The organism is uncultured Butyricimonas sp. (assembly GCF_959596855.1).
Classification (GTDB): domain Bacteria; phylum Bacteroidota; class Bacteroidia; order Bacteroidales; family Marinifilaceae; genus Butyricimonas; species Butyricimonas muris.
In genome coordinates this window covers 1-23,626 of record NZ_CAUFYA010000006.1, presented here as the reverse complement: position 1 = coordinate 23,626, position 23,626 = coordinate 1, and the positions used below count along the sequence as shown (strand labels likewise).

17 protein-coding genes are annotated in these 23,626 nt (G+C 44.0%); 6 read left to right on the top strand and 11 right to left on the bottom strand.

Features of this window, described 5'->3' with window-relative positions; translation table 11 throughout:
• Positions 1-100: 100 nt before the first annotated feature.
• The 11 genes from Q5866_RS04130 to Q5866_RS04080 all read right to left on the bottom strand — a co-directional run bounded on the left by Q5866_RS04130 (position 101) and on the right by Q5866_RS04080 (position 14,475).
• A complete protein-coding gene (locus tag Q5866_RS04130) occupies positions 101-1,021 on the bottom strand; it encodes a hypothetical protein (RefSeq protein WP_186978118.1) in 921 nt (306 codons plus the stop codon).
• 24 nt (positions 1,022-1,045) lie between these two features.
• Entirely contained in the window at positions 1,046-2,515 is a 1,470-nt protein-coding gene (locus Q5866_RS04125; RefSeq protein WP_186978120.1) for a RagB/SusD family nutrient uptake outer membrane protein, read from the bottom strand.
• 11 nt (positions 2,516-2,526) lie between these two features.
• Positions 2,527-6,198, bottom strand: coding sequence for a SusC/RagA family TonB-linked outer membrane protein (locus Q5866_RS04120; protein ID WP_255469609.1), 3,672 nt, complete (start codon positions 6,196-6,198; stop codon positions 2,527-2,529).
• A 159-nt stretch (positions 6,199-6,357) separates the two neighbouring features.
• The gene (locus Q5866_RS04115) at positions 6,358-7,521 is read right to left on the bottom strand and encodes a FecR family protein (RefSeq protein WP_186978123.1); all 1,164 of its coding nucleotides are present in this window, start codon (positions 7,519-7,521) and stop codon (positions 6,358-6,360) included.
• A gap of 257 nt (positions 7,522-7,778) precedes the next feature.
• Positions 7,779-8,321 (bottom strand): RNA polymerase sigma-70 factor, encoded by a 543-nt coding sequence (locus tag Q5866_RS04110; RefSeq protein ID WP_186978124.1) that lies wholly within the window; start codon positions 8,319-8,321, stop codon positions 7,779-7,781.
• 122 nt (positions 8,322-8,443) lie between these two features.
• Positions 8,444-9,676 carry a nucleoside recognition domain-containing protein gene (locus Q5866_RS04105; RefSeq protein WP_186978125.1) on the bottom strand — a complete coding sequence of 411 codons (1,233 nt, stop codon included), beginning with the start codon at positions 9,674-9,676 and terminating at the stop codon, positions 8,444-8,446.
• Positions 9,677-9,765: 89 nt separating this feature from the next.
• Complete coding sequence (folD, locus tag Q5866_RS04100) at positions 9,766-10,641, bottom strand: bifunctional methylenetetrahydrofolate dehydrogenase/methenyltetrahydrofolate cyclohydrolase FolD (protein WP_186978126.1); 876 nt, start codon at positions 10,639-10,641, stop codon at positions 9,766-9,768.
• Positions 10,642-10,780: 139 nt separating this feature from the next.
• Positions 10,781-12,106: a signal recognition particle protein gene (ffh, locus tag Q5866_RS04095; RefSeq protein WP_099294100.1), complete on the bottom strand. Its 1,326-nt coding sequence runs from the start codon at positions 12,104-12,106 to the stop codon at positions 10,781-10,783.
• Positions 12,107-12,222: 116 nt separating this feature from the next.
• Positions 12,223-12,882, bottom strand: coding sequence for an aspartate kinase (locus tag Q5866_RS04090; RefSeq protein ID WP_099294102.1), 660 nt, complete (start codon positions 12,880-12,882; stop codon positions 12,223-12,225).
• Between the two features lie 48 nt (positions 12,883-12,930).
• The gene (locus Q5866_RS04085; RefSeq protein WP_099294104.1) at positions 12,931-13,428 is read right to left on the bottom strand and encodes a prolyl-tRNA synthetase associated domain-containing protein; all 498 of its coding nucleotides are present in this window, start codon (positions 13,426-13,428) and stop codon (positions 12,931-12,933) included.
• A 120-nt stretch (positions 13,429-13,548) separates the two neighbouring features.
• Complete coding sequence (locus tag Q5866_RS04080) at positions 13,549-14,475, bottom strand: TIGR01212 family radical SAM protein (RefSeq protein ID WP_186978127.1); 927 nt, start codon at positions 14,473-14,475, stop codon at positions 13,549-13,551.
• Positions 14,476-14,749: 274 nt separating this feature from the next.
• On the opposite strand from Q5866_RS04080, the gene ppdK reads away from it, so the two are divergent.
• The 6 genes from ppdK to Q5866_RS04050 all read left to right on the top strand — a co-directional run.
• Complete coding sequence (ppdK, locus tag Q5866_RS04075) at positions 14,750-17,482, top strand: pyruvate, phosphate dikinase (protein WP_186978128.1); 2,733 nt, start codon at positions 14,750-14,752, stop codon at positions 17,480-17,482.
• 854 nt (positions 17,483-18,336) lie between these two features.
• Positions 18,337-19,593: a DUF3575 domain-containing protein gene (locus Q5866_RS04070; RefSeq protein WP_303179001.1), complete on the top strand. Its 1,257-nt coding sequence runs from the start codon at positions 18,337-18,339 to the stop codon at positions 19,591-19,593.
• Positions 19,590-20,606 (top strand): DUF5119 domain-containing protein, encoded by a 1,017-nt coding sequence (locus Q5866_RS04065; RefSeq protein ID WP_186978129.1) that lies wholly within the window; start codon positions 19,590-19,592, stop codon positions 20,604-20,606. Before Q5866_RS04070 ends, Q5866_RS04065 begins: the two co-directional genes overlap by 4 nt.
• 41 nt (positions 20,607-20,647) lie before the next feature.
• Positions 20,648-21,748, top strand: a complete 1,101-nt coding sequence (locus Q5866_RS04060; protein ID WP_186978131.1) for a fimbrillin family protein — start codon at positions 20,648-20,650, stop codon at positions 21,746-21,748.
• A gap of 97 nt (positions 21,749-21,845) precedes the next feature.
• Positions 21,846-22,901, top strand: a complete 1,056-nt coding sequence (locus Q5866_RS04055; RefSeq protein ID WP_186978133.1) for a fimbrillin family protein — start codon at positions 21,846-21,848, stop codon at positions 22,899-22,901.
• Between the two features lie 8 nt (positions 22,902-22,909).
• On the top strand, positions 22,910-23,626 hold a 717-nt coding region (locus Q5866_RS04050), incomplete at its 3' end, for a FimB/Mfa2 family fimbrial subunit (protein ID WP_303178999.1).

The following is a 23,626-nucleotide window of genomic DNA, read 5'->3' as shown; positions in this document are numbered from 1 at the left end:
CGAACCAAACACCCCTCTTTTTAAACACAAAGAGTTTTTAATTCAAGGTGTTATCTTTTGGATAACACCTTGAAAAACATCATATCAATAAAACTCAACACTATTTAAATCTGGCTTTCATATCCGCCACGACTTTCTTCATCAAGTCATACTTTCTTAATACATAAGGATAATCTTTATATTTCTCCTTGAAAGCCGCATCGTCATTCATGTACACCTCGGTCACGTAATCCATCACGTCCCGTAGCTCAGATACAGTTTGACAAGTATTTACATTATTGGTTTCTCTCCGATCAAACGACAAGAATCCGTAATTTTCCACAGGAGCCATTTTAGGAGTCGTTGCTAAAGTCAACCTAAAAGAATAGATAGAACCATTCGGATTAACTTCTTTTCTACACACATTCAGAAATGGTTCTAATTCAATCTTACAACTATCAACCAAATAAGCACCTATTTGCTCTCCCACAACTTCCATCGCCAACCGGTGTAATCCGCTTTCTTCCATATTCTTTAATTCCTTGACATGAGAAACTAAAGTAGTCATTGTACCCCTAAAGCAATTTGCTTCATATTTAGTAGCATTCGATAACGTCAAATCATTCACTAACAAAAAACAACGCGGATATAAAACAGGAGATAGCAATTCCGGCAAAATTCGTGCTTGTATAAATTTCACACCAAGCATCAAGTCATCCCGATCATCACTCAATTCATAAACTACCTTTTTTACTCCTATGTAAATCATGTTATACTCGGGATTTATCACTTCATAATACATTATCGGTTCACCGAAAACATCCATCCCTCGATTTTGACTTCCGATCGTATCCTTATAAAAAATCGGGACACCACTCTCTTTGTATACCTCATATCTTAAATGATCTAACGGATCATCCGAATCCTCAAGAATATACCAATTTTGATCAAAATACGACGGACTCAAGTCACTCTCTTTATAACAACTACCAAAAAGAAATATCCCACATATATATCCTAAAAACAATATTTTCGCTTTCATATTCGATGATTTAAAATTTCATATTTATCTTTCTGGACGAATATTATCCTTTAAAACTCCATCATTTGAAGTAAGCGCATCTTTCGGGAAAGGCAATAACCATCCTCCATCACTAGGATATTCCTCCAACACATACGTTTTCTCAAGTATGGCACTACTTCCCGTCCAAATATAATAAGGATGTTCTATCCTCGTCTTTTTCGGATACTTAGGATGTACCGCATAACGCCTTAAATCAAACCAGCGTTGTCCAGTATAGCACAATTCCCGACGACGTTCTTCTCTAATAAAATTGACTAAATTCTCCCCGGATAAATCAATCGTACCCACGTTAGTCATTCTCTTTCCACGAAGTTCTTGAAGCGTTTCAATTGCTTCCGTTGTTCTATCTAACATAGCCAAAGCCTCTGCCTTATTCAAATACACTTCAGGCAGAATTAAACTAACACTATGAACTTCAGAAGTTCCGGCTTTCATCTGTGCAAAATAACTACCTAAATAATATTTAAAGAAATGCGAATCTTTACCTGTATTAAACCGCAAATCATTATCGGCATCATAACAATTAAGCAAACTAGACGAAGCAGCTGCAGTTTCCATTGTCGATTGCACTAAAATAGGACCATAACTATTGGTAAAAATACATTCGCTTGTAGTTTGTTTCCTCCGTTGTGTATTATAAGCTGCAGCAGTCATTGTATTCAAGTCGATCAAAACCGAACCACCCGGCTTTTCTAAAATAGCATTACATTCATCCAATGCCAACTGATATTCATTCATATACAAATACGTCTTGGCAAGTAATGCCCGAGCCGCATTTTGATTAGCCCTACGAGTAGATTGCTGCACAACACCTTCCAGACAGACAATCGCATCTTTAGCATCTTTCACGATTTGCCGATAACATTCTTCCACGGAATTCCTACTAAAACCTTTATCTTCTATATAGTCAGTCAATTTAATTGGAACCCCCAAATCTATTGAAGCCGTTCCCGGATTATAAGGATGCCCCCAAAGATTCACTAAATAAAAGTAATAAAAACTTCTCAAAAAAAGTGCTTCCCCTTTTATCCGACTATAATCCTTCTCTTCTTTAAACCGTTCGACTTCTCCCAAAATCACATTAACCATACCTATACATTCATAAAGTTTATGCCAGGTCAAAGGACCTTGATAGTAATTAGGTTGATCGTCATCAAAAGGATAAGGTGTCCATTTATAAAACTCTTTTAGTACATGAAACATCACGTTCTTATTATCCTGAGGTGCTTTAGATAAAAAATGTACCACATCGTCATCCATTAAATCCAACCATAAAAAACGATACGGATCCCCGTTTGTATTTTTTTGCAAATACCCGTTTCCTATCAATAGTTCATCTAAATCCTGAGTAGAATGAACGTAACTTAAATTCTGTGATGTTTCTTCCAGAAACTCCCCACAGGAAGAAGTTACTAAAAGTAACGCTATCACGTATAAATATATCTTATTCATATTTCGATTCTTTAAAATGAAACATTTAAACTAAACGAGTAAGTCGGACGCAACGACATTGATATAGTGGAAGCACTTCCCGATTGCGTGGTCGGATCTTGTCCTTTCAGTTTCTTGTTACAGAAAGTGTGTAAGTTTGTTCCTGTCAAAGAGACATAAGCTGATTTCATATGAATTTTTTTACAAATAGCATCCGGCAAATTATAACGCAATGAAATATTTTGTATTTTCAAATAATTACCACTCACAACTCTAGCATCTGAATAATCATACATTTGCCAAATATTCTCTGCAATTTTCTTTCTATCCACAGATTCATTATATGCACCAGTAATCCACCAAGGAGATAAAGGACCTACAGTTGCCATAAAATCCGCATGTCCCAATATTCCGGGAATATTCGTATGCTCCTCATCCCCGGGTTTCCGCCAACGTTTCAAAAATTCTTTTCGTACATTTTCCATCGGACTCGGCGCTAATGTCGAATTCGAACCGGTTACATTGGGATATAATTTCAATAAACGAATTTTCGAGCCAATACTATATGATAAATTCATTGAAAGTGTAAAACGGTTGTAAGAAATACTATTCAAGATCCCTCCTTGTAGGAATGGAACTCTTGTTCCGGAATATTTCATAACTGACATATAACGTTCCTCATTCGTCATCAACTTAAATTGCTCACCATAGTCTATTGCATCATCACCCTCCCCAATGATCCGTTCTAAATTCGGGAACATCGGGCGTCCGTCTTTAGAATCCAATCCGAGGAAACGATAAGAATAAAATCCATTAATAGAACGTTTTACTGTCTGTACCGTTCCATTTAAGTAATCCTGATAAGTAATATCATCATCATCGCGAACAGTCTTATCTTTTGTTTTGACAGCTTTATCAATTAATTTATTCATCACTTGCCCTAACTGCGGATCAAACCGCCAACGGAAACCTTTGCCGTCAGCCCTCATCGTATTAATCGGTGTAAAATTCAACGAGATCTCATATCCTTGATTAACAATTGTCCCTTGATTTACAGTGTACCCTTTTACCCCATTTACCTCTGAAATACTCTTTTGCATATAGGCATCTGTAGTTTTTCGATAGTAATAAGATAACGAACCGTTTATTTTTCTCTTCAAGAATGCAAAATCAATGCTCACATTCGTGCTTGCCGTTTTCTCCCATTTCAAATCAGGATTTGGGAATTGACTTACAGAAGAATACAATTCATTGAATAGAATACTTGATCCCTCCTTCTTAATCACTAACCTAGGTGATACTTGTGGTACATTTCCTTGATAACCGAAAGAAGCACGTAAAGCCAAATCATTTATCCACGATACACCTTTCAATACATTTTCAGATAAATTCCAACGTCCCGCTATAGCCCATATCGGGAAAAATTTATCTTTTGCCCTACTTCCGAATTCGTTCGAGAAATCAGCACGAGCGTTAAAACTAAAATTATATATATTCTTATAACTATACCCAGCAGTCAGGTAAACTGAAACATCATGTGATTTTTGTGTCGTGTATTGCCCTAAAGCCGCTGTTGTTCTCAACCATTCCAAATACTTGGGATACTCGGAGAAATTAACGGACGCAACAGTTTTTCCTCGCTCCTTCATATAGCCGCGTGTCGTCTTAGCATACGTGTTATACGTGTTTGATTTAATCTCACCTCCTGCATTCACATTCAAGATATGAAATTCGTCTTTATCCAATGCTTCACGATAATCTACTTGTCCACGTACAGTATACGCATTACGATCCGTACGACTTTCTTTCAGTTCACCACCAATCGGTAAAGTACTATTCTTTTTAAAATTTACCTCCGTAGCACCATAAGATTGTTTTAAACTTCTCGAATAATAAGAATCCTCTCCATGCCATACCTCTGAATTCGAATTAGAGAAAGCGTATGACATAAGTACTCCTAATTTCAACGTAGGTAAAACTTGATAATCAACTGTAGCTTGGAATGTCAAACCATTTTGGTTTATCTCTTGCGAACTATTATCCTGGTCTTCCAATATATTTACAGGAAAATAAGTGGCACTCTCTTCACCCGGTAATGTCATCTCTTTTTTATAATACCAATAACTTCCGTCAAGATTACGTGCCGGTACGGCTCTACTTGTGTTATATGCAAATTCTGTAATTCCCACATCACTCGGAGTATATTTCTTTTTAGAAACATTGCCTTGCAAGCCAAAAGTTACAGTAAACTTATCAAAGTTACCGGAAAGATTCAAATTTGTAGTATATCCTTTATTTAACTCACCTCGCACATTACCTTCCGTATTGTTAAGACCTAATGAAGCGTAATAACGCAAAGCAGAAGAACCACCGGAAAGACTCAAGGTATGTTTATGCGAGAAAGCATCTTTCATTAATATATCAAACCAATCCGTATTCAATGTTTCATAATAACTCACTTGGCGTTCAAACTCGTCGTAAGAAATACGACCATTCATGTATTCCAAATAAGCTGCTTCATATCCTACCCAAGTATCTGTTTCAGGATAAGACATCCGTTTTTCAATAATCTCCCGCGACAAATCAATCCTCTGCTTCGAGTTCATCATATTCACACTCCTGTCATTATAACTCGGACGTTGAATAAATGAACCGGAAAGAGAATAACTCACCGTCGGCGGTCCTTGCTTACCTTTTTTGGTCGTGATCACAATTACACCGTTCGCAGCCTCTTTACCATAGATTGCGGTAGCGGAAGCATCCTTCAAGATGTCGATCTGCTCGATATCCTCCGGATTCAATCCGGAGATAGCATTACCCAGCAAGTTCACGAAATCCAAATCATTTATATCCTGAGGATCCACGTTTACCGGATCTTTCACCACAACCCCGTCCACGACCCAAAGCGGTTCCTGCGAACCCAACACGGTAGAAGTACCACGGATTCTCAAACGGGGAGCCGCACCAATCTGTCCGGTATTCTGCATAAAGATCATACCGGGGACATATCCCTCCAACATCTGGTCAATCGTCTGCAAACCGGGAGTAATGATATCTTCCGCTTTAATCGTTGTGATCGCACTGGCATTCTTGCGGGCATCCACCCTCGTGTATCCTGTGTTGATCACCACTTCCTCCAATTCCGCCACGGTTTCCCGCATCACCACGTTGATCGTGTCCTTGCCCGTGTACTTAATTTCTTGGGTTTCCATTCCGATAAACGAGTATACCAGAATCATGCCTTTGTCCGACTCGACGAAACGGATGGAATAATTCCCGTCCTTGTCCGTCGCCGTACCTAGTTGCAAACCTTTCAACTGCACGGTCACACCGGGTAACGGAAACTTTTTCTCGTCCGTAACTTTCCCTACTACCCGAATCTCTTTCTTCGCTTGCGCGACATCAGCTTTCGGGCGTATTATAATTAAATCCTTATTAAACTCGTAAACAAATCCTGTATTGGCAAAAATCCGGTTCAATACATTTTCCAGATTCTCGTTCTTTGCCTCAACGGTAAACATCCCCAATCTTTGGGTTTGTTCTGCACTAAACACGAAATAAAAACTTGTTTGCCGTTGTATCTCTTCAAACAAAGTTTTCATCGATACCTCTTTTAAACTCAAGTTCACCTTTTCCTTCTGTGCCCGCACGTTAGCGGTCAACGAGAAAGTAAAGAAAACCAATAGAAATAGACATAACTTCATAATCAGAAAAATTTTTCGTCCTATTCCCGGATAGGGGTGAGGGCATAATCGACTTTTTTTCATAAATTTGTAGATTAATCATTAATACTAGCCTTACGCATTGGTGGAACAATAACTAAGGCATACTTTCAACGGGAGGTGGTGGAACACCTTCCGTTTTTATTCCATCACTGTAATTGTTTTGTCCTTTATTATAAACGTAACTCCCATAATTTTACTTATCGCATCCAAAATCGTATCAATATCTTCGTATTTCTTCATATGCCCCGTGAAACGATGTTTTTTAACACTCTCGTTCGAGTAAAACACATCAACGTCGTACCACAACGAAAGCGTATTCATGATATGCTCCAAGCTCTCGTTCTCGAACATAAACTGCCCGTATCTCCAAGCCACGTAAGGATCTACATCCACTTTCTCCCGTTTAACAAACTCCCCGTCTGACGAAAACTCGATCAACTCGGAAGGTTCAACCCGGTACACCCGTTTTATCATACGCCCCTCTACCCCTATCGAGCCGGAAACCAAAACTGTCTGTACCCCGTTCCCGTACCGGGTATTCACGTTGAACGACGTCCCGTAAACCTCCAGTTTCGTGACATCCGTTATCACGTAAAATGGTCGCTTAACATCTTTCGCCACATCAAAATAAGCCTCTCCCGAAAGATATACCGTTCGTTCTTTTTCGTCGAACACGACCGGATATTTCAAACTCGACGCCGCGTTCAAATACACCCGCGTACCATCAGCCAGTATCACGTTATACTCTCCACCTCTCGGCGTATTCAAGCGGTTAAAACTCTTACCACTCCTTTTCTTGACCGTATCGGAATACACGATACCGCTTCCCATACTTTGTACCCTTACCCCGGATTGCGAAATATCCAAACGATCGCCCTCCATAGATTCCAAGGCAACCTCTTCCCCGTCTTCCAGTATCAGGACAGCCTTGGATGCACCCGGCACAATTGCCAGCGACACCGGCAAGTTCACCTGTTTCACCTCTCTCATCAGATTCCAAGCCAACACTCCCAACAACGGAATCATAATCACAGCCGCATATTTCATCACATGCGCAATCAAAGAACGTTTTCTGTATCCGACCTTTTTCTCGAATTGCCGCAAAGCCTTCACTCGATCCATCTTGTCCCATGCAACCTCTCTCGCCTCCAAAGCTTTCCCTTCCCGGATCTTTTCAAACATCTCTCTGTCCTCGGGATGTGTAGCCAACCATTTCTCCAACTCCTCTCTCTCGGCGGCATCCAAATCCTCGGCAAAATACCGTTGAATAAGTTCTACTATTCTGTAATTACTATTATCCATTTTCGCTTATTTTATACTTAGAACGACAACCATTCAATTTAGGGGGATCGAAAAGGCAAAAATTTAACATTTACAACCTATCTTTATACTCATTTTCTACCGGAATCTAAAAGAAGACGTCCCGCGATCATCATATAAAGCCGAGTTAAAGCCGACTCCTATCGGCTTTATTCATGGTTTATTCCCCGTGTACGCTTCCGGTAACAGACGATCGGGAATCGTTTTCGAGAAAAATCCCCTAGGTTCTCCTATTAAATTTATATTCCTCCCGCTAGAAAGCCCAACATGTAAAAAGCATCGCCCAAACGCTTCTTGAAATAGCGTATAGATTCTTTTTTTGCCGTTTTTACCGTTTCTATCGATATTCTCAACAAGCGGGCAATCTCCTCATTCTTTTTCCCTTGAAGATGTAATTTAAAAACAATTTTACGACGCTCCGGCAATTCCTCCAGCACTTTTTGGAACAAGCGATATATCTCCTCCTCGGTAATCTTTGTCGCCAGTTCCTCTTCCGTTTCGGGATGCTCCAACATATATGAAATATACTTCCCTTCCACGTTCTTGTGTTTCAAATAATCCAGACAAGCGTGTTTCACGGACGTGTAAAGAAAAGTTTTGAAACCATTGTAAGAAGTATGAACGGTCTTACTCTCCCATAAATTCACGAAAAGTTCCTGCACCAGGTCCTCGGCTATCTCCACCCGCTCAACATAACGCATGGCGAAGTAGACCAATGAATTGTAAAATTCATTAAACACCTCCCGGTAAGCTTTCGGCTCTTTCGAGTTGATCTGTCTCATAAATTGTTCATCCCAATGCAAAGCCACTTTTTCGTGTATATAAAATTAGCAATACAATAATAATACAAATAAGTCATAAAATCATTACGACAAATGTAATTTATTTACCCAATTGTTGCGAATTATGCAAAAAACAAATATGCCATCACCAAAGCTGCTATAATGCCTGCCAAATCGGCTATCAACCCGCAGGGAATGGCGTATCGGGTATTCTTGATTCCCACTGCCCCAAAATAAACAGCTATAATATAAAAGGTTGTGTCCGTGGCACCTTGAAAAGTCGAAGCCAGTCTTCCCGCGAAAGAATCCGCCCCGAAAGTGTTCATCGTATCAATCATTAATCCCCGCGCCCCGCTACCGCTTAAAGGCTTCATCAACGCTGTCGGCAAAGCGGGGATAAAATCAGCATCCAAGCCACACGCCAAACACAAACGCTCCAAACCGCCCATCAGCATATCCATTGCCCCGGCTGCCCGGAACACACCCACGGCGACAAGTATCGCCACGAGGTAAGGAATAATCTTTACCGCAATGGAAAATCCCTCTTTCGCCCCGTCGATAAAAGCATCGTATACATTAATTTTACGCCATGCCCCCATGCCGATAAAAGACACGATAATCGAAAACAAAATCACATTACTGGCTACCGTTGAGACAGTAGTGATCGTTTCTTTATCCAAACCCGAAAAGTACCAAATCAAGCCACCTACGGCCAAAGTACCTCCCCCGAGATAAGCCATTACTACCCGGTTGAACAAGTTCAATTTCTGATAAATCGCCACCGCAATCAACCCGGCAATTGTGGAAACATACGTGGCTAAAAGAATCGGGATAAATATATCCGCCGGGTTGGCTGCTCCCATCTGTGCCCGGTAGACCATCACCGACACGGGAATAATCGTCAGCCCGGAAGTATTCAACACCAAAAACATGATCTGTGCATCGGACGCCCTGTCCTTTCGCGGGTTCACCTCCTGCATCTGTTGCATTGCCCGCAATCCCACGGGCGTAGCCGCATTATCCAGTCCCAGCATATTCGCGGCTATATTCATCATGATGGAACCGTATGCCGGACTATCAGGCGGTAACTCCGGGAACAATTTCCGGAAGAAAGGACTGATCAACCATGACATCACTTTCACCGCCCCTCCTCGTTCTCCGATTTTCATGATTCCCATCCACAAAGTCAATACTCCTGTCAGACCTAACGAGATTTCAAAACCCGTTTTCGACATATCGAAAGTAGCTTTCACGATAGCAGAAAAAACTTCCGTGTCACCCATGAAGAGCAACTTGCAGAGAGCCACCAGAAATGCCGCACCAAAAAAGAATATCCAGATATAATTGAGAACCATAACACGAATTGAAAATTGAAAGTTGAAAATTGAAAATTGGAATGACTAGGGAAGCCATTTTCAACTTTCAATTCTCCATCTTCAATTGTTTAATGTTTTGCCCTGCAAGCCTTCACCGTATTTTGCAACAGGCTTACAATAGTCATCGGTCCCACGCCACCGGGAACCGGAGTTATATAAGAACATTTAGGAGCCACGTGCTCGTAATCCACGTCCCCCACGAGTTGCCAGCCGTTTTTGCTCGTTTTGGACGGCAGACGATGAATACCCACGTCTACCACCACGACTCCCTCTCTAACCATGTCTTCTTTCAAAAAATGAGGCACACCGATCGCGACAACCAAGATATCGGCTTGCAAAGTAATCTCTTTCAAATTTGCCGTGCGGCTATGGCACAGGGTTACCGTGCAATTGGCATGCTTGGACTTGCGTGACATCAATATAGCCATCGGGGTGCCGACGATATTACTTCGTCCTACCACCACGCAATGTTTTCCTTCCGTCGGTATATTATAGCGGGCTAACAACTCCACGATTCCCGCCGGAGTAGCAGGCAGATAGGTTGGTAAATCCAACACCATACGTCCCACGTTACAGGGATGAAAACCATCGACATCCTTATCCGGATTGATACGGTTCAAGACTTTCTCTTCGGAAATATGCTTCGGGAGAGGCAATTGCACGATAAACCCGTCTACATCCGGATCATCGTTCAACTTGTCTATAACTTCCAGTAACTGCTCTTCTGTAATATCATTACCGTATCTCAGTTCCGAACTTTTCATCCCAACCGCCTGACAGGCTTTCACTTTACTAGCCACGTAAGTTTCACTGGCACCGTCATTTCCTACAAGCACAGCCACCAAATGAGGAACTTTCTTTCCCTCCGCCACAAAACGAGCCACCTCGTCCGCAAGTTCCTGTTTTATTTGTGCTGCAATCTTTTTACCGTCAATAATTTCCATCTAATTAATTTTAAATTTTAGATTTTAAATTTTAAATTCTACAAGTCAATTTTAAATTTTAGATTTCAGATTTTAAACCCACAAGTCAGTTTTAGTCCCACGTGGTAATTTAAAATCTAAAATTTAAAATCTAAAATTCCTAGCGTCTCCTCATTGGCGCCTTTCCCATCATCTTACCGCCTTTGGACAACATACGCATCATCTTCTTCGATTCGTCAAATTGTTTCAAGAGGCGATTTACATCTTGAATAGTGGTTCCGCTACCCATGGCAATACGTTTTCGGCGAGAGCCGTTCAGCAATTCGGGGTTCTCGCGTTCGGCAGGAGTCATGGAGTGAATGATTGCTTCGACACCCTTGAACGCATCGTCATCAATATCCACGTCTTTCAATGCCTTGCCCACACCGGGAATCATGGATGCCAGATCCTTGATGTTACCCATTTTCTTGATCTGCTGTATCTGGCTCAGGAAGTCGTTAAAATTAAACTGGTTCTTGGCTATCTTCTTCTGCAACTTCATGGCCTCTTCAGCATCAAATTGCTCTTGTGCTTTCTCCACCAAAGAAACAATATCCCCCATACCCAAGATACGGTCTGCCATACGCTCGGGATGGAATACATCCAAGGCTTCCAGTTTCTCGCCCGTTCCGACAAACTTGATCGGTTTGTTTACAACCGTACGAATCGACAAAGCGGCACCACCGCGAGTATCACCGTCCAATTTCGTCAGTATAACCCCGTCAAAATTCAAGCGGTCATTAAACTCCTTCGCTGTGTTCACGGCATCTTGTCCGGTCATGGAATCCACCACGAAAAGGGTTTCTTCCGGTTCAATCGCTTTTTTGATTGCCGCAATCTCGTTCATCATCTGCTCGTCGATAGCAAGACGTCCGGCAGTATCGACGATAACCACGTCTTTTCCGGTAGCTCGAGCTTCTTTCACGGCGTTTTGGGCAATCTTCACGGGATCGTTATTTCCCACTTCGCTGTATACCGGCACCCCAATTTGCTCTCCCAACACTTTCAACTGCTCGATAGCAGCCGGACGGTACACGTCGCAGGCAACCAGTAAAGGATGTTTCCCCCGTTTCGTTTTCAACAGATTCGCCAATTTACCGGAAAACGTCGTTTTACCGGAACCTTGAAGACCTGACATCAAAATAATCGCAGGATTCCCTTTTATATTAATATCGACATGGGTACCGCCCATCAACCGGATCAACTCATCGTGAACAATCTTCACCATCATTTGTCCCGGCTTCACGGCAGTCAACACATTCATTCCCAAAGCCTTTTCTTTCACCGTGTTGGTAAACTCCTTCGCGATCTTATAGTTCACGTCGGCATCCAACAATGAACGTCTTACCTCCTTTAACGTTTCTGCCACGTTAATTTCGGTAATCTTTCCCTGCCCTTTTAAAATCTTAAACGATTTCTCTAACCTATCTGATAGATTCTCAAACATAATTATCAATTGAAAATTATTTCTTTACTCCTAATTTATTCATTCCCCGCAAAATTAGTATTTTTAACGGAAAACACATTGCATTTCATTTTCAATTTTCAATTTTCAATTTTCAATTACTTCCGGCTGATATTTTTTAAAACCACAAACGTTTTATCTATTAAAGAGTTATCCACCACCACGGTAAATTCGTTCGTTGAAGAAATAACTTCAGTCAGGTTGATACCCTCCCACGACAACTCTTTCATGATGCAATAATAAAAACCCGGTTGCAGGATATTTCCCTTGGGCAATTTCAACGTCACGGACGAAAGACCGTTCTGCTTGAAAATACATTGTTCCTCCTTGAAATACTCGTCCACAAGCTCCCCCATCACCTCACTCACGACAAGGTTGGTTTCAAAAACACCCTGCACCATCGTGTAGAACACTTCCTCCCGGCGGGATATGGATTTCAGTACCCGGATATGACAATCAACCAACGTGTTGGAATTTTTAAACGTGTAATCGCACAGGTTACTCCGCAAAATAATATCCCCCATGTTGTTCAGCAACTTTTTCAATTGCACCTGCTCCCGTACCTGCAGGTAAGGAGCCAATCTATTCAATGCCATCACGATCGCTCCCGCGTTAAGCGGTTTCCCCAACACGTTCTCCAATTCCGGCTGAATCTGCCTCGCCAATGCCGAAATATTAATAATCCCGGATGCCAAAGCCTCCGACAAATAAGGTTTATGTTTTATGATTCCTTCTACTGCTTGTGCTACACTCATCATGTTAATTGAAAATTGAAAGTTGAAAATTGAAAATGATTCTTTCCATAATTAATATAATTCTATCCATTCGTAAGAGTTACCCGTGTAATCCATGTAACGGACAAAATCTTCCAGTTTTATCGCTAAAGACGCGTGGTTATCGTTTGGGTGGAAGGATAACTTCTTTGCTTCCTGCAAATGTTTATCCAGAAAGACATACACGTGATGCTCCTCGTCATTCAGCAACCCGAAAGGGCTTACAGAACCGGGACGCACCCCCAAGTATTTCTCCATACGTGCTTCTGAGGCAAAGCTTAACTTCCCCTGTTTCAGCATTTTTTCTATATCATGAATCGCCATCGCATGGTCGCAATGCAAAATAATCAGATAATGCCTATTCCCCTTGTGATTCCGGAAAAACAGATTTTTACAATGCGTACTGTCCAAATTTTTCCAATACTGTTTCGCGATCTCTATTGTCGGAGCTGCAGGATGTTCCTCGTAATCATACTCTATTCCCAATGCCGCCAACGTTTCATACACTTTTTCCTGTCCAACCTTATCCATTTTAGATTTTAAATTTTAGATTTTAGATTCCGACCGCACAATTCTTACACTCTTTTTTCATCATCACTGAATCATTCCATCGGCATTCACAGAATCTTCTCATTTTTTAGTTTTTAACTTTTATCTTTCTTTCCCCTGCCACGTATCCAACTCCCTCAACCGTTTATCCAACTTCGCCGTGAACTCGAAATTTTTAATTCCCCACTTGGGAGCAATTAAATATTCCGGAGGGGACTGATTAACAAATCGCTCCAAATACACATCCGGACGTATCCGTTCAATCACCTCCACCACGAAATCCAAATATTCTTCTTGTGTATATAATTGGAATGCCGACGGATTCTCGGCGTACTCCTCCGCCATACGGGTATCTTTCACGATCTGCAACTGATGCAATTTCAACACTTGTATCGGTAACTCACACAACCGTACGGCTCCCTCCAACATAGACTCCCGGCTCTCTCCCGGCAAACCGAATATCAAATGAGCGCCAATGGCAATTCCCCGTCCCGCCGTGCCACGTATCGCCCTTTCGGAAGCCGCGAAACCATGTCCCCGGTTCACCCTTTGCAACACTTCATCGTTTACCGACTCCACCCCGTACTCCACGCAAACATAATATTCCCGGGCCAATAGTTCCAAGTAATCCAACACTTCATCATTCACCGTATCCGGTCGCGTGCCAATCACAAGCCCCGCTATCATCGGATGCGCCAAAGCCTCCTCGTACCGTTGTTTCAACACTTCCAACGGCGCATACGTGTTCGAATATACCTGAAAATAAGCTAGATATTTTTGTTTATTGTACTTGTGGCCAAAAAAACGGATACCTTCCTCGATCTGTCGGGTAATACCCTCCACGGCACGGCAATAATCAGGATTGAAACTGTCATTATTGCAAAACGAGCATCCCCCGATACCCTTACTCCCGTCCCGGTTAGGACAGGTAAATCCCCCGTCGATCGACAATTTCTGAACCCTTTCGCCAAAAAGCGTTCGGAAATAGGTCGGGTAGTCATTATATCGTTTTTGATCTCGTTCAAACATTAGTTTATCGCAATAATTAACAGCCCGCGAAAATAAACATTTATTTGTTTAGAATTTAACATCGGACACTATTTTTTATTCACGACAATCATTTTCTTTCACTTTATGAATAATAACAAACGTTCGCGTAAATTTTAACTAAAATCTTCTATTCCATTATTCAAGAAAAAAAACTATCTTTGCACCCCTAAGATAGGAATATTTAACAAAGAATGATCATATAAACAAATTCTCCTGAATGTCAGGAGGTAAACGCAAAAAATCTAACAGAACTATGAGTACGAAGTACGTTTACACCTTTGGCGACGGAAAAGCAGAAGGAAAAGCAGACATGAAAAACCTGCTTGGAGGTAAGGGCGCCAATCTTGCCGAAATGAATCTCATCGGAGTTCCTGTACCTGCAGGATTCACTATCACGACAGAAGTTTGTACCCTTTACAACCAAGAAGGACGCGACTCTGTTATCAAATTAATCGAAAATGACGTGAAAGCCGGTATCGAGGCCACCGAGAAGTTAATGAACGCCAAATTCGGATCAAAGGGAGAAGCATTCCCTCTTTTGGTTTCCGTGCGTTCGGGAGCCCGGGTATCCATGCCGGGTATGATGGACACGGTGCTTAACTTGGGTATGAATGACGACGCCGTTAAAATCGTTGCCGAGAAATCGGGTAATGCCAGATTCGCTTGGGATTCCTATCGTCGCTTCGTGCAAATGTACGGAGATGTGGTAATGGGCGTTGCTGCCGGAAAAGGAGAACACAACCCGTTCGAAGTCGAGATCGATAAATTAAAAGCAGAAAAAAATATTACCAACGACACGGACTTCACCGCCGAAGACCTGCAAGAACTGGTTCGCCGCTTCAAAGGTGTCGTTAAAGCAAAAACCGGTAAAGATTTCCCAACCTGCCCGTGGGAGCAATTATGGGGAGCAATCTGTGCCGTGTTCGACTCATGGATGACGGAACGTGCCGTCCTGTATCGTCAATTGAATCAAATCCCGGAAGAATGGGGTACTGCCGTGAACGTGCAGGCTATGGTTTACGGGAACATGGGTGACAATTCCGCTACCGGGGTTGCCTTCACTCGTGACGCCGCTACCGGAGAAGACATCTTCAACGGTGAATACTTGATCAACGCGCAAGGAGAAGACGTGGTTGCAGGTATCCGTACCCCGCAGGAAATCACGATCGAGGGCTCTCGCCGTTGGGCAAAAATGCAAAATATCTCCGAGGCAGATCGTAAATCCAAATATCCTTCATTGGAAGAGGCTATGCCGACCGCTTACGCGGAGTTGGACGCCGTTCAACAAAAACTGGAAGACTATTTCCACGACATGCAAGACCTTGAATTTACCATCCAAGACGGTAAATTATGGATGTTGCAAACCCGTAACGGGAAACGTACCGGTACTGCCATGGTAAAAATGGCCGTCGATATGTTGGCACAAGGAATGATCGACGAGAAGACCGCACTACTCCGTCTGGAAGCAGCCAAACTGGATGAATTGCTTCACCCGGTATTCGACAAAGAAGCACAATCAAAAGCAAAAGTATTAACCAAAGGATTACCCGCGTCCCCGGGTGCCGCGACAGGACGTGTCGTGTTCTTCGCCGACGAGGCAGAAGAATGGAAAGCCAAAGGAGAAAAAGTAATTCTGGTTCGTCTGGAGACCTCTCCGGAAGACTTGCGCGGTATGAACGTATCCGAAGGTATCCTTACCGCTCGCGGGGGTATGACCTCCCACGCTGCCGTGGTTGCCCGCGGTATGGGTAAATGCTGCGTATCCGGTGCCGGAGAAATCGTGGTAGACTACCACAAACGCACGTTCACAGTGAAAGGCATTACCATCAATGAAGGTGACTGGATTTCATTGAACGGCTCCACGGGAGAAGTTTACTTGGGTAAAGTGGCTACAGCAGAAGCATCTTTGGACAAGGATTTCAAGGCTATCATGGAACTGGCAGAGAAACACACGCGTATGTACGTGAGAACAAATGCCGATACTCCCCGCGACGCGCAAGTCGCTCGTGATTTCGGGGCTAGAGGTGTCGGTCTGTGCCGCACGGAACACATGTTCTTCGAAGGCGACCGTATCGACGCTATGCGCGAGATGATCCTTTCGGACACTGTCGAGGAACGCCGTATCGCATTGGCAAAAATCCTCCCGATGCAAAGAAGCGACTTCGAGGGAATCCTTGAAGCAATGGACGGATTTGGTGTTACCATTCGTTTGTTAGACCCGCCATTGCACGAGTTTACTCCCAATGAGCCGGAATCACAAAAATACATGGCAGAGAAAATGGGTATCTCTGTAGAAGTGGTAAAAGAAAAAGTAGACGCCCTACACGAGTTCAACCCGATGTTAGGTCACCGCGGTTGCCGTTTGGGTATTACCTACCCGGAAATCACCGAGATGCAGGCGCGTGCCATCATCGAAGCGGCTTGCAACCTGAAATTGAAAGGACTGAACCCGAAACCGGAAATCATGGTTCCGCTGGTTGGTACCGTGAAAGAATTGAAACAACAAACTAACATCATCCGTTGCACAGCCGACGTAGTATTCGCTGAAAAGGGCATCAAGGTAGATTATATGGTAGGAACCATGATCGAAATACCTCGCGCTGCTTTGACAGCCGATCAGATCGCCGAAGTTGCTGAGTTCTTCTCATTCGGTACGAATGACTTGACTCAGATGACATTCGGATACTCTCGTGATGACGCCGGTAAATTCTTACCCGAGTACATCAAGAAAGGTATTCTGAAAACCGATCCGTTCGCCGTACTGGATCAAGAAGGTGTTGGTCAATTAGTTCAAATGGGTGCCGAAAAAGGACGTTCAGCTAACAGCAAACTGAAACTCGGAATCTGTGGAGAGCACGGGGGAGAACCCTCTTCCGTCATCTTCTGCGACAAAGTGGGAATGGACTACGTGTCTTGTTCACCGTTCCGCGTTCCGATCGCTCGTCTGGCCGCGGCGCAGGCTGCAATTATGCACGCGAAAAAATAAATAAACACATTATTTCTGTTTAAATAAAGGAAGAGGCTGTCTAAAAAGTAAATAGACAGCCTTTTTTTCCATTTTAGAAGGTTGTTCAAAAAGTGCTTAGATGTAAGGCTCTAATTTACAAAGACAGAAACGTAATGTAAAGTTTCTCTGGGAGCGTATAAAGTACGAGACCGAATCTTTGGGAAGCAGGAACGCAGCAGATGAGTACTTTTTGGACACCTTCTTTTCTTTTTCAGTAAAATAATTACAACTCATCCCTAAAAGCCGTGCCCTCCATCTTTCAGCATGAGTTGATTACAATTTCCTTTCATCAGTTTACTTTGGTTTAAGTAAACTTTTCCCAGTGAAAAACCAATGTAATACTATTTAAAAAAGGGATTAAAGCCGGTACAAAGCCGCTTCAAAGACGTTTCAAAGACGCTCGTGAACGTCTTTGAAACGTCTTTGTATCGAAGGTGAAACGTCTTTGTTCCCTTATTACTCCCTTATCTCAACGGCTTCTTGTCGAATATTCTCCGTGCCTAAAAAAAACTACCACAACCCGGAATAAATTTATGCTTGAGTTTCTATCAAAAAATATCCCTAAAAACAACCGGGATATAGTATATGAAAAGCACTCTAAATTACCAATTTTACCGATATATAGCAATAATTTGAGATATATCTAAAAACGATCAATTAATGATACACAAAAATATAATATATTTTTAAAACAGACAAGTCATTTATTATTTTTTTCATTTCTCGCAATCAGAAACTTACATATTTTACGATAATCGACACAATGCATTTCACTGGAAAATCATTTAACGATCGTTTAATGATATTAATAATAATTTGAAACAACCCGAATCATGAAAGTGCGTGTATTTATTTTTACTCTAATAATGCTTTCATTAGCCCGCGTAGATAGCAATATCCACGCGCAAGAACGTTACCATAAAATAGACACGATGAACAATTTCGTGCTTTATTTTAGAATTGACGGGGCAACACTGGACAGTGCATACATGGGGAATAGCGAATCTCTGAAGAAATTGGATGATATCATCAAGAACAAGTTAAGCATTCCCAATCTGGACTCCATCACCATCAAGGCAGCCTCCTCACCCGACGGAAGAGAAAGTTATAACCTGCGCCTATCGGAAAAAAGGGCAGCGTACATCAAGACTTTTATCATGGAAAAATATCCCATGATAAAAAGCGAACTTATCCGTACCCGCCATACCGCTGAAAACTGGGAAGATTTTACCCGTATGATCGAGGATGACAAAAATATCCCGCACCGGGAGAAAGTACTCAAAATCATTCGTTCCGATCGGGAACCGGACGCGAAAGAATGGTTAATCAAGATACTGGAGAAAGGGGAAACTTGGCGATATATCAAAAAGCACTTCCTGCCGGTGTTACGCACGGGAGCCGTTTGCGTGATTTATTACAAGCAGGAGTTCATCCCGGAGGAACCAAAAGAGGAGCTCCAAGTAGAGGAAGTAGTTACTCCTCCCGCCGAGCCGGAACCGGAGCCGGTAGCGCCACCCGTGATCATCACGAAACCCCTGTTCGCCATCAAAACGAACTTACTCTATGACGTGCTTTCAGCCGCGAACCTCGAGATAGAGGTACCCATCGGGAAACAATGGTCGGTAGCGGCGGAAGGCATATTCCCGTGGTGGAAAGCTTCGCGAGCCGACTGGACGATGCAGCTATTGGCGGGACACGCCACGGTGAAATACTGGTTCGGGGACCGCGACGCGCAAGAGGTGCTCACGGGATGGAATATAGGGCTGTACGGCGGTGTCGGGAAATACGACCTGCAATTCTTCGATAAAGACGGGGAACAAGGCGATTTCTTCGACGCGGGAATCCAAGGAGCCTACGCCCACAAGATCGGCAAATGCTTCCGCATGGAGTACAGTCTCGGCGTGGGTTACTTGCAAAGAGATAGCAAGAAATACGATAAAGCGAACAACACGATGCACGGGGACATTAAAGTTTTCAGGTATCCATGGGAAGTCAAAAGACGGCAATGGTTCGGACCCACGTCCGCGAAAATCTCACTCGTGTGGTTGTTAAACAAAAAAACAGTAAAGAAAGAAGGAGGTGTGAAATGAGAAATATAGCTTATATCGCGGGGCTTTGTTTCGCTCTTGCCTGTTCCTCTTGCGACAGAGACAGGCTGTATTACGCCACGGAAGAACAGGGGTTCGTACGCCTGAACGTCAACTGGCAGCCGGCACAACTGGAACCGAACGGGATATCGGTCTACGTGTTTGACCGCGAGAACGGGAAAGCTGTCGGCAAATGCCGGGTATGCAGTGACCCAAACACGATTGACATCGCCCTCCCCGTGGGAAAATTCGACCTGCTGCTCGTCAACAACACGGAAGAGGAGCTGGCTGCAATCAACTTCACGGACATCGATAACCTGTCAACATTCAAAGCCTGCCTGGCGGCTAACGAAGAACCGCTATACTCGAGCCTGCTCTCGAAAGCGGAAGGGACTGCCAGAAGCGCCTACCTGACGGAATGCGACATCCTCGCTAGTGCGCTAGCGAGGGAGATAGAGATCACCCCGCGAGACATCCACTATTTCAAGGAGAAACCGGCGGCAGGGACGCACGAGATAAGCCGCACCGTCGAGGTCACCCCGGAACGGCGGACGGAATTGATCGATATCGAAATCAAGGTGACGAACATCACGTCGACGGCAGGGGCGCCGCGTACCCACCTGACAGCCATGTGCGAGGGCGTGAACCTCGAAACGGCATCCAAATACGGGAACAACGTCACGCACGAGTTCGTGCTGAACAACAAACGCGTAGACCCCGACAACTACAAGGTAGGCACGATATCGAAAAAACTGATTGCATTCGGACCGGAACAGGAGAACGACGCTTGCGTCAACAGGCACCAGCTCATCATGCACTTCGTGCTGGTGAACGGGGAAACCCACACCGTCACGCTTAACGTGCACGATTTGATAGAAACGTCGCACGACGGCACTCAACGCGTTCACAAGATCAGGGCGGAAATCACTCTCCCGGAAGCTATCGGTAACGGTGAGGGAGTATTCCACCCCGACATCGAGGAGTGGGAAGAGATTGAAACGGAATTACCAATTTAAGTTTAGAATAAATATTTACTCATTTCTTAATTTGTTTTATCATGAAGAAAAACTTATTGTACGCACTAACAGCGGTAGCCATGCTTACCGGTTGTGCCAAAAGCGATGTTGTTGATTCGGAAATCAACAAAGAAAGTAACCTGATCGGGTTCTCGACCTACAAGAACATATCGAGAGGTAACCCGGTGGATAACAATACCGAATTCCTGACAAAGGACAACACGTTCGGTGTAACCGCGTTTGTCAACATCGAGGGGGGTGACTCCCCGTACATGGGAACCGCCACTGAAGGAATCAAGATTATATCCGATGGTACAAAATGGACGTACGCGAATACTTCTAATCAAGCATACTGGCCTACAGAAGCGCTTGATTTTTACGCTTACGCCCCGTATGGGAATACAGCTATCACGGCGAAAACATTCGACAAGACAAACGGCTTAACATTAACCTACACCGTGCCTGACGCGGAAACAAGCCAGGTGGATTTGATGTACGCATTGGCTATCGGGAAAACAAAAGAAGAAGGCAACACCGTAACCCTGCCATTCAAGCACGCCTTAACCCAGGTGCATTTCAAGGTCGGGACTAAAACCACGAACTTAAAAGTGGATATAGCTGAAAACGGTATCCAGATTCATAACTTGAAAAACAGTGGAAGTTTCAACACGAAAACCGAAACATGGACACTAGATGCAACAACCGCGGCATATACGGTTACTTCAGACGCAGTAACGGGAAATTATACTGATGGTACCGAAGCAAATCCCTATACCAAAATCGGAAGTGATGATAAAGCCTTGATGTTGTTACCTCAAGGATTCGTGGCAGGTGATGGAGAAAACACGGGAGCCTACCTGACAATCTCTTGCAAAATCTATCAAGTACTTGCTAATGGGGAAACCAAAGTCTACTTGCATGGTAGCGAAAGCGCATTCGCAGATGTTACAGTCGGAATCTCCAGTGCTATTTCTTACACTGAAGAAGGAGAGCAATCCACTAGTGAAATTTGGCTAAGAAACAAGAAAGTGACTTACAACTTGTTGTTCGGTGCCGGTGATGGCGTTTTATTCCCTATCGAATTCGCAACCACGGTTGAAACATGGGAAGACGCTGATGGTGGTGTCATTGAACCCAAATAAGGTACAAATATTCTACAACCCCTAGCCTAACGGCTCACCCGGTGGCGGTTGAATGTCCGCCCCCGGGTACTAGTAAAAACTCAAAAAAAGTCAAACGATGAAAAGAAGAGAATACATTTTATTGTCGGCTGCATTACTGATCGCGTTCACATCGTGCGACAAAAGCATGAACCACACGGACCCCGTCACCGAAGGTGATAAAATAGATTTTGTTGCCGCGGGAACCGGCGAACCTTTTATCTCGCCCCCCCTCGGCAGAGGTAGCGAAACAAATATCGCCACGATGCAGGACTTCGGCGTGTATGCTTACTACGCTGCCGACGGGACATTCACCACGGCGTTAAGCCCCAATTTCATGTGCAACACGCGGATAACGAAAAGCGGTGATGCGTGGGGATATACCCCGGTCATGTATTGGCCCAACAGCGGCACGGTTTCATTTTTCGCCTATTCGCCCTATGCCGCCAAGGGCGACGCTAACATCGGCTTAAGCTCCGGCTTTGCCGACGCGGGCTATCCCCGGCTGACCTACACGGTACCGGATGCGGTGAAAGCGCAACATGACCTGCTGGTGTCCGTCCCCCTGCTCGACCAAACGAAAGCGGACGTGCCCGCCGGAGGAAAACTGACTCTGGCGTTCAAGCACACGCTCGCCTGCGTGGTGTTCCAAGCCAAAATGACAGCCGCACGCGAGCTTCCGGTGAAAGTGACATCCATCACCCTCGGGCAACTGAAAAACAAAGCCGACTTCGCTTACGGCGACACCCCGGGAACATTCTCGTGGACGGCAACCGCCGACGCCGCCGACAAATCCTACACGCTCGGCATCGCCAACAGCCTATTAGCGGACACGGATATCTCTGAATCTTCCAGTTACACTTCCATCTCCCCTGCCGACTCGCGCTTGTTGCTATTACCCCAAGACATAGACGCGGGTGACGAAATCACGGTAACGGTGGTCTACACGCTTGCCGCGGGAGAAACCAAGACCGTAACCAAAACCGCCCCGCTAAGCGACCTTATAAAAAAAGAGTTGGAAGCGGGAAAACGCTATTCAATAAACATCCTCGTTTCTGCCCTGGCAGACGTCACGCTAACATGCACGGTAGAAGAGTGGACCCAAAAAACTGTTAATGTGCCCGATTTCAAATAAAAGAAGATATGAAAAAGTATATATACCTGTTATGTGTTTTGAGTTTCGTTTTAACTGCCTGCCGGGACGATAAATTCGGCTCGGAAGAAAGTAGCGGAAGCGCGGCGTTAAAATTGAAGTTCAACACCTCGAACAATATGTCGAGAGCCGTGTCGAGTGACGAGGAAGAACGACGGATACAAAATGCTTACGTGTTTATCTTCAACCAGGACGGGACAAAAGCGTTCGGACGATTTTACGACGGGATCAACCAACAGAACACGCATCAAATCGAGATAAAAGACATCCCCGCCGGAAGCGGTAAAACCATAGCCGTCATAGCCAACATCAACACGGCAATTTTCGACCTGACGACAGCAACCCTGGACGCGATAACCACGCAACCCGATTTACTGGCATTGACTTCCCGTATGCAAGACGGGTTCATCGAGAGGGGTTCCCAATTCCTGATGAGCGGAACGACAACTGCCGACTTAACCGCTAACACCACCAACCCGGTAAACGTCCCCTTGAAGAGAGTGGACGCCAAAATCCGTTTCAACGTGACGACAGCAGAGGGGGTGACCTTCACCCCGCTCGACTGGCAAGTCGTGACAGTACCCCAAGTCGTGAACGTGCTCCCGACCGAGGTGCAAGGACAATTTGAATTCGAGGGCAATTATTTCAACAGCAATTGGAACAACTTTGAAATCACGGCAACGAACACCAACACCTTCGCGTTCTAC